This window comes from Chromobacterium fluminis, assembly GCF_011602385.1.
GTDB lineage: Bacteria > Pseudomonadota > Gammaproteobacteria > Burkholderiales > Chromobacteriaceae > Chromobacterium > Chromobacterium fluminis.
Genome location: NZ_JAAOMA010000029.1, coordinates 56,852 through 65,656, shown reverse-complemented (window position 1 = coordinate 65,656; position 8,805 = coordinate 56,852). Strand labels below are relative to the sequence as shown.

Here is an 8,805-nt window from a genome sequence, read left to right as displayed (position 1 = left end):
CTCTTTCCCGACACCCCGCCCCAGCTGCTGCGCCGTTGGCGCGGCGTGGTCAGTCATGCTCAACGCCTCAGCGCCAGCCGCGACGAAGCCCTATATCAGGTCCGCATCGAATCCCAACTCGCCCGTCTGGGCGAAGGCCGCTACTCTCGCCTCTTTCAGCACCAGACCGTACCGGACATCATCGAAGCCGTGCTGCGACGCCACGGCTATCGCGGCCATGAAGTCACTTGGCGGCTGCGCCCCTTGTTCGGCCAAGACCACAACCCCTACCCCAAGCTGGAGTTCGTCACCCAGTATCAGGAGTCCGATCTGGACTTCATCCATCGGGTGGCCGAGAAAGCCGGCCTCTATTACTACCTGCTCACCGAGCCGGACAGCGCCGCCTGGGAAACCATCGTCTTCGGCGACGACATCGACGCCTACGTCCGCACCGGACGCGACACCGCCCAGCCGCCCCAGGGAGGCGTCAAGCTCAAGCTCCGCCCTCAGGCCGGCATGGCCGACAACGACGAAACCCTGAGCCGCTTCGAACTGGCCGCCCAGCCCATACGCGCCCGCCTCCAGCGCAAGGACTACAACTACCGCGACGCCAACCAGCCGCTGCTGGCCGAGGGCGGCCCGCCGGCCAACACCCCCGGCGCGCGCGGCGTCGATTATCTATGGGGCGAACACTACAAAGATCCGGCGCAAGGCCAGCGCGCGGTGCTGATCGCCCAGCAGCGCGAGCACTGCCGCCAGTGGATCGCCGCCGGCAGCGGCAACTGCCTGCAAACCTTCTCCCCCGGCCAGATCTTCAAGCACGACGGCCCGGCGCTGGCCCCGGCTCCGGACGGCTGGCTGCTGGTATCGGTCCAACACCAGGGCGGCCGCCGCGACGCCTACCGCAACACCTTCACCGCCACGCCCGCCGACCGGCCCTATCGCCAGGAGTTATTGACCCCGGCACCGCGTGTCTCCGGCGCGCTGCCGTCCCGCGTGGTCGCCCCGGAAAAAACCCATTACGGCGCCATCGACCTGCAAGGCCGCTACTGCGTGCGCCTGCCTTTCGACCTGGACGAATGGTCGCCCGGCGGCGACAGCCGCCCGCTGCGGCTGGCCCGGCCTTACGCCGGCCCGGAATACGGCCAGCACTTCCCGCTACACCCAGGCACCGAGGTGCTGGTCAGCTTTGTGCTGGGCGATGTGGACCGGCCCTATATCAGCGGCTGCCTGCACAACTCCGAGCAGACCGACAGCAACCCCGGCGCGCACTGGGACAGCCGCAACCTGATCCGCACCTGGGCCAACAACAAGCTGCGGCTGGAAGACCGCCAGGGCCAGGAGCACATCAAGCTGGCCACCGAGTTCGACAAGAGCCAGCTCAATCTGGGCCACGCCGTGGATGGGCAGCGCGCGCCGCGCGGCCAGGGCTTTGAACTCAGGACCGACGGCTGGGGCGCGCTGCGCGCCGCCAAGGGGCTGTTCCTCACCGCCGACGCCCAGCCCAAGGCCGGCGGCAAGCAGCTGGACATGCAGGCGGCGCAAGCGGACTTGGACAGCGCGCTGGGCAATATGCAAACCCTGGCTGACATGGCCGCCCAGGCGCGGGCGCTGGCCGCCGACATCGAACAACAACGGCAATTGATGGCGGATCGACTCAGCCAGCTGCAAAAGTCCGCGCTGCTCGCCCATGCGCCGGACGGCATCGGCCTCAGCAGCGGCCAACATCTGCAACTGGCGGCCGGCGGCAACCTGATCGCCACCGCAGGCGGCCACGCCGACATCGGCGCGATCAAGCGCTTTACCGTGGCGGCCGGCGAAGCCCTCAGCCTGTTTGCCAACAAACTCGGCGCCAAGCTGATCGCCGCGCAAGGCAAGGTGGAAATCCAGGCGCAACACGACGCCATCGAACTGGCCGCGCTCAAGCAAATCCGCATCATCAGCAGCGGCGACGAAATCATCATCGCCGCCAATAAAAAGCTGACCCTGCAATGCGGCGGCTCCTACCTGACGCTGGACAGCTGCAAGGTGGAGGCCGGCACGCGCGGCGACATCAAGCTGCACGGCGTGTCGCTCAGCATCCCCGGCCCGGCCTCCATGCCCACCCCGGCTTACGACTTCCCCAGCGCCAAGGTGGTGGAGCCGCGCGATCACTATTTCACCCTCAACAACCCCGCCTCCGGCAAGCCCCACGCCGGCATGCGCTACACCATCACCGAACCGGATGGCGTCATTCATCGCGGCCTGACGGACAGCGGCGGCAAAACCCAAACCATCAAAAGCAGCTACGCCAAATCCCAACTCAAGATCGTGTTTGAGCCACAAGGAGAATAAGCATGGACTTCTGGATTACCGGCGAAGGTGTGACCCAGGCCGCCAGCCTGGCCAGCTACACCGCCATCCACTTCCCACGCCAACTCAGCCGCGTCCGCCTCAAGCGCATCCCGTTTTGGGGCAAGGGCATTGCCCACCAGGGTGGGGCCATTCGGGAAAAATCTCCCGGCCACTACTGGGTGGAGATCGCCCATGACGACCCCAAGATCAAGGAGAGCTACGGCTGGTATCCGGCGGCGGATATCGCCGGCATGGAGAGCAAACTGGATCAGCTCAGCGCGATGTGGGATGTTGAGGGCTGCATTAATGGCGACTCACCAACACGCCGGAAAGCAGACATAGGTAAACGAGAGGATGAGGATAAAATGGCAGGTCGAGGTATCGGCAATAAGCCCTATCCCTATGACCCTAACCACGGCAACCCCAAGGTCCGTAGCATCCAACCGCTCTACCTGGGCTTGACCGACCAGCGCGCGGAGACGGCGGTGATAGACGAAATCCGCGCCTTCGCCGCCGCTTACAAGAAACAATCTGGCGGCCGCTGGAGCTATCGGCTGGACAGCTTTGGCGAAGCCAACTGCCATACCTTCATCTGGCGCATGCTGCACGACTGCCAGCTGATTGATCTGGAATTGCTGAACGCCGACATCGACCCCCACTTCGACAAGCTGCGCGGCCTGGTGCTGAAGGAAGCTGCCAAGGGTGCGGTCTTTGGTGGACCCGGCGTCATCGTCGCCACCACCACCAGTACCGCACGCCGGCTGATCAAGCCTGACTATGTTGACCAACTGGTAGCACACACCACCATGACGCGCGACGAGCTGAAGCGCCGGAACTGGTTATGAAGACCTGGCAAAAAGCCTCACTGATCGGCGTTCTGCTGCTCACGCTGCTGGGTCTGCTTGGCTATCAAGTTCAACAATACCCAGCCGTCCGATGGCTGGTTTTATGGATACTCCCCATGAGCCTGACTTATACCACCGACACTAACGGCGAACGCCTGCGCGTCAATACGCCCTACTACGTCCGAGAATGGCCACGCACGTTCTCCACTAATTACTTTGATGGCGAAATCTTGAGCATGGAAGCCGCAGAGCAAAGATCAGGACTAGCATCAGTTGCGATCAATGACGATCAGAAAATTGCATATAGAAAAACAAAACGAGTAAAACGTGAGCCCTATACCTCCCCCATCGACTATGAGCGCTTCGGCATCAAGGTAAACGGCATCTATTTCTTCGGCCTGGATGCGGATGGTCAGCTCAACCGCTTGCTGACTATAGAGCAGGCACTATTAGAGCCTGTCTATATCAAGGCCAATATCCATGTCGCCAAAGTTCGCTCCGCCGAGAAAGTGATTCGGACAGAAATCGGACCAGCCTATTTCAGCTACTGGCCCGATAATGGCCCACTTAAAACAATTCGTGGTTTCTATGTTAAGTCCAATGGTTACAAGCGCTCATGGCTATTCACTTATACCCAGCAAGCAAAAGATGAGTCCGACCATGAAATCAAATCTCAGACTCAAACCACTCCCTTCCCCGCCGACATTCCCCTCAAAATCCTCGGCATCAAGACCGATGGCCGCTATCTGCTCGGCGTTCTGCCCGACGGCAGCGCCGGCTTCCCGCGCCCGGAACTGGATGCGCTGGCGGACCAACGCCACATCGAACTGTGGGTGGCCGATGGCCAAGTCTACCGCGCCACGCTAATCAGCTTCGTCACCACCGGCGAAAACTGGACCAGCTACGACAAGGACGGCAACTACCTCAAGCGCTGGGGCTACGACATCGAGAACGGCCGCAAGGTGGAATGGCAGCAAAAGTTCGACCGTAGCGTGGGTCAGCGCGGCGGCGAATGGGTGCCGCCACGGCCACAGGATCAAGACGATGATTGACCACAGCCGCTTCGAACGCCTGGCCCGCCACCTGATCATGGTCTGCATCGTCGCGGCAATGCCGCTAGGAAGAAAGCGTCATGCCGGTTGATCTTGAAAGCTTGCGCGCCCCCGATTACGAGCTGGGCGACCCGCCGCGCCTGTGGGTTTGGCTCTTGATCCTGCTGTTGGTGATGGGCGGCGGCGCGGGGCTGACCCTCTACCTGTGGCCGGCGGATGCCCCGGCCAGCGGCTGGCGCTTCTGGACCTACTTGCTGGGTTTGCCCTTCGTCATCTACCTATTGATGCTGGCGCTGCGAATGCGCGACCTCGAAAGCTGGCGCAATCAGCTCTATCTGGAGGAGCAGGCGCGCCAGGAGGTGGAGCAGAACAATGTACAGTTTGGCCAGCAGCCGCTGTCGCTGCTGCACGGCGTTGCCTGGAGCGTGGCCGGCGATCTGGCGCAGACCCTGGCCAGCGTTCAGGCGCACTACCCGCTACTGGCGTCAACCTTGGCGCACGGTCATCGCGACGAGGTGGTGCGCCATACCCACCTCCCCGATAAAGACCTACTGGACTGGCAGGCCGCGCCCGAGGAGCGCATGTCGCAACGGATTGAAGATGCGCTAGATAAGGCCATGGAATCGCTACCGCCCGCGCTGCGCGCGCTGCCGCCTCAATGGCCCTTGCATGTCGAATTACAGATCGACACCGATGGCGTGGCCGTCGATGTGATCGCGCTTTGGCGGCGGCAATGGGCATGGCGCGAGCTTCAACCGGCCCCGGCATCGGAAACCCTCGTCGCCGCCAACGGCATGGCGCGGCTGGATAGCTGGCTGGATCAAAGCGCCCCCAAACACTACCAATGCGCGCGGCTGATTGTCGCCGCGCAGTTTTACGAACGCCCGCCGGCTAACAGCGCCGAAGCGGTATGCGCCGTCTTGCTGGCCTGGCCCCAGGGCGAGGACGAGGACCGGCTCCACCGGCCGGTGAGCGGTCAAGGCCGCGCCGCCGACGCCGTGCTGGCCGAGACGTTGCTGTTCAGCGGCTGCGAGCCGGCTCAACTGACCGCGCTGTGGTCGGCCACCGGCCAGAACGACGCCCCCTGGATCGGCGCGCTGAGCCAACAGCAGCCCCACGCCGCCGTCCTGTCGATAGACCACCAGATCGGCCATGCCGGCATGGCTGCGGAATGGCTGGCGCTGCTGCTGGCCTGGCAGGCCGCCGGCCCCGACACCCCGCAAGGTTTTCTGACCCGGCACGGCGAACACGTCATGTTGGGCCTCGTCTACCAGGAGAGCGGACATGCCGCCCAAAGCTAAATTACCGCCGCCGCCGTCCCTGCCCCCGCCCAAGCGCCTACTCGGCAAGCTGCGCCTGCGCTGGAACTGGGCCGTGGTGCTGCTCATCGCGGTCTTGCTCATCATCATGGCCCTGCTGCTGGATGAGCGCCTGGGCTTGTCCGCCAACGGCCAGTTGCCGTGGGTCATCTGCGGCATAGCCTTGTGCTGCGTGCTGTTGCTGGCGCTGAGCGACGCCTTTGGCAGCCTGTCCATCTGGCTGACCCAGCGCCGCTGGCTGCCTCGCCAACACACACGCCAAGCGGCAACGACCTCCGACAACACGCCATCCGACAACTGGGCCGGCTTGGCGCTCATCGCCCAAGACTGGCGCCAGCGCCCGGCCAAGCAGCGCCCGCACTGGCTGCTGCTCTGCGGCGCGCCCGAGGCCGTCCGCCAGGCGGTGCCGGCGCTGGCCGGGCAACCCTGGCTGGAAACCGACGGCATGGTGCTGATCGACGCCTCCGCCGCCCCACCCCCAGGCGGCTGGCGGCGGCTGCGCGGACGCTGGCGGCCTCCCGCCGACGCCCTCATCGCCCTGCTGCCCCAAACCGCCGACGCCGCCGCGCTGGCGGAACGCGCCGAGCAATGGTCCATCGCCAGCGGCTGGTCCCTGCCGATCACTCTGTGCCAGCGCGCGCCCGACGACGCCGGCCCCGGCATCGCCGGTTGGCCCTTGCCCACGCTTCCCGTCAACGCCGACGGCTGGGCCGCTCAGGCCGGGGCCTGGGCCGATCAGCTTCCCTTGCGCGGCATTCCGCGTCATTCCGGCGTGGCGGCCCAGCCTTTTCTGCTGCGCTGCTCGCAGTGGCTGGAACGCGAGCTTCAGGTACTCGCCCCGGCTTGGCAGCGCTGGCGCGACGGTCTGGCCTCGCCCTCCGCCGTCAAGGCGCTGGCCTTGGCCACCTGGCCCGCCGACGTCCGGCTGTGGAGCGGCGCAATCAGCCAGGGCTCCGCCTTCGCGCCGCGCCGTCGCAGCAGCCCGGCCCAGCGCCGGCTGGCCGCCGGCATCGCCGCGCTGTGCCTGTTCTGGCTGGCCGGCATGCTGGTTTCCGCCTATCACAACCACGGCTTGATCGCCGAAGCCCAGGTCGCCATCGACGCCCAGCCCAAAACCGCCACCCTGGACAGCGCACTGCGACTGCAACGGCTGCTGGAAAAGCTGGAGGCCCGCCAGTTGCACGGCGCGCCGTGGTCGGCCCGCTTCGGCCTGAACCGCGACGCCGCCTTGCTGGAGCGCTTGCGACCGCATTACGCCCGCGCCATCGGCCAGGCCTTGATCGCCCCCGCGCGCAGCCGCTGGGCACGGCAGTTGCAGGCGCTGAACCAGACCCCCAGCGCCGAGCTGACCGCCGATCCGGACCGGACCGAGCAAGGCTATCAGGCGCTGAAAGCCTATCTGACGCTGGACCAGCCCGCGCGCGCGGAGCCGGCCTTCCTCGCCGCCCAACTGACCGACCCCGCCAACACCGCCCGCGCAGACTTTTCCCCGGCGCTGCTGCGCGCCATGGCGCAGTTCTACGCCGAGCGCCTGGCCGGCCAGCCCGCTTGGCGCATCCCCGCGGACGCGGCGCTGGCCGGCGCCAGCCGCCAGACTCTGATCGGCCAGCTGGGCCGCCAGCAGGCCGACGACGCCCGCTACCAGCAGATTCTGGCCGAGGCCGCGGCCAAGTATCCGCCGCAGACGCTGGCCGCCTTGCTGCCGGGCCAGGACTTGCGCGGCCTGTGGCGCAGCGAAGCCAGCCTGCCCGGCGTGTTTACCCGCAAGGCCTGGGACGAGCATTTGCGCGCCGCCCTCGCCGACGCTCACCGCCGCCAAGGCAGTGCCGGCGACTGGGTGCTGGGTGCCGGCGAGACCGGCCAGGCCGGTCAGGGCAGCGCCGGCAAGGCGCTGGAGGCCGCGCTGAGCCAGCGCTACTTCGCCGACTACGCCCGCGCTTGGCAACAGTTCCTCAACGCGGTGTCCTGGCAGGCGGAGACCAAGCTGGCCGCCAACGCCCAGCAATTGCAGGTCTACGCCGATCCGCAACGCTCGCCGCTGCGCGCCTTGATGGCCCTGGTGCGCGACAACGCCCGCGCCGGCGAGCGGGCCGACAGCATCGGCGCCAATCTAGTGGACAAGGCCCAGGCGCTGCTGGGCAGGGCCGATGCCAGCGCGCCGGCTGCGGTCACGACAGAGACCGCTCCGCTGACGCACAGCTTCAGCCCGCTGCTGCGGCTGCTGGAGGAACGCCAGGACGGCTCGTCGCTCAGCCTGCAACGCTATCTGGAACGCGTGGCCGCCACCCGGCTCAAGCTGCAACAGGTGACCGCAGCCCCAGATCCGGACGCCGCCGCCCGCGCGCTGGCGCTGGCAGTGTTTCAGGGCAAGGGAGGCGAACTGGCCGAAAGCCGCGACTACGCCGCCCAGCTGGCCGCCAGCCTGGGCGAAGACTGGCAGGGCCTGGGCCAGCACCTGTTCCTGCAACCCTTGAACCAGTCCTGGCACACCCTGCTGCAACCGGCGGCGGCCAGCCTCAACCAGTTGTGGGATCAAAGCATCGCCCGCCCGTGGCAAGCCAGCTTCGCCGGCCGCTACCCTTTCCATCGCGGCGACGCCGACGCCTCCTTGCCGGAGCTGGGCCGCTTCCTGCACCCCAGCGACGGCCTGGTGCAGCAGTTCGTGCGCCAGCAACTGGGCGGGGTGCTGGAGCAACAGGGCGATCAATGGTCGCCGGACCCGGCGGCGGCGCAGGCGCTGCGCTTCGACCTGAACTTCCTCAACGAGCTGAACCGTCTGTCGCGGCTGTCCAGCTTGCTCTACCCCCAGGGCGACGCCGGCATCCGCTTCGAACTGAAGCCTATCGCCAGCGTCGGCCTGGCGAAAACCTGGCTGCAACTGGACCAGCACAACCTGCGCTACTTCAACCAAGTGGCAAGCTGGAAAGCGCTGAGCTGGCCCGGCGACCCGCTGCAGGCCGGGGCCAGCCTGCAATGGCAGACCGAGGAGACCGGCCTGCGCCAGACGCTGGAGCACCCCGGCCGCTGGGGCATGCTGCGTCTGCTGGAGCAGGCCCAGCGCGAGCAGATCGACCGCTCCAGTTGGCAGCTGAGCTGGACCTTGCCGGATGGCCAGCAGGCGCGCTACCAGCTGCGCAGCGAGACCGGCGCCGGCCCGCTGGCCTTGCTGCAACTGGTGCAGTTCCAGTTGCCGGCGCGGATTTTTATCGTGGAGCCGAGCACGCCGCCGGCCGCGGCCAAGCCGACCCGGCGGCCCCAACCCTAAGGAGAAGCGCA

General features: G+C 66.5%; 5 protein-coding genes. All 5 read left to right on the top strand.

Translation table 11 applies throughout. The annotated features are described in order from the left end of the window. Window positions 1–2,313: type VI secretion system Vgr family protein (locus HA052_RS18455; protein WP_166453022.1), on the top strand; the 2,313-nt coding region annotated here is incomplete at its 5' end. 2 nt (window positions 2,314–2,315) lie between these two features. Next, window positions 2,316–3,158, top strand: coding sequence for a hypothetical protein (locus HA052_RS18450; RefSeq protein ID WP_166453021.1), 843 nt, complete (start codon window positions 2,316–2,318; stop codon window positions 3,156–3,158). Continuing rightward, window positions 3,155–4,210 (top strand): hypothetical protein, encoded by a 1,056-nt coding sequence (locus HA052_RS18445; RefSeq protein ID WP_166453020.1) that lies wholly within the window; start codon window positions 3,155–3,157, stop codon window positions 4,208–4,210. Before HA052_RS18450 ends, HA052_RS18445 begins: the two co-directional genes overlap by 4 nt. 80 nt (window positions 4,211–4,290) lie before the next feature. Beyond that, window positions 4,291–5,511, top strand: a complete 1,221-nt coding sequence (locus HA052_RS18440) for a KPHS_23130 family T6SS system protein (RefSeq protein ID WP_166453019.1) — start codon at window positions 4,291–4,293, stop codon at window positions 5,509–5,511. After that, window positions 5,495–8,794 (top strand): ImcF-related family protein, encoded by a 3,300-nt coding sequence (locus HA052_RS18435; protein WP_166453018.1) that lies wholly within the window; start codon window positions 5,495–5,497, stop codon window positions 8,792–8,794. The genes HA052_RS18440 and HA052_RS18435 overlap by 17 nt, the downstream gene beginning before the upstream one ends. Window positions 8,795–8,805: the final 11 nt, after the last annotated feature.

Excerpts from the sequence above, each read along its gene's own strand:
- HA052_RS18450 (WP_166453021.1), top strand. The coding sequence starts at position 2,316 with ATGGACTTCTGGATTACCGGCGAAGGTGTGACCCAGGCCGCCAGCCTG.
- HA052_RS18445 (WP_166453020.1), top strand. The coding sequence starts at position 3,155 with ATGAAGACCTGGCAAAAAGCCTCACTGATCGGCGTTCTGCTGCTCACG.
- HA052_RS18440 (WP_166453019.1), top strand. The coding sequence starts at position 4,291 with ATGCCGGTTGATCTTGAAAGCTTGCGCGCCCCCGATTACGAGCTGGGC.
- HA052_RS18435 (WP_166453018.1), top strand. The coding sequence starts at position 5,495 with ATGCCGCCCAAAGCTAAATTACCGCCGCCGCCGTCCCTGCCCCCGCCC.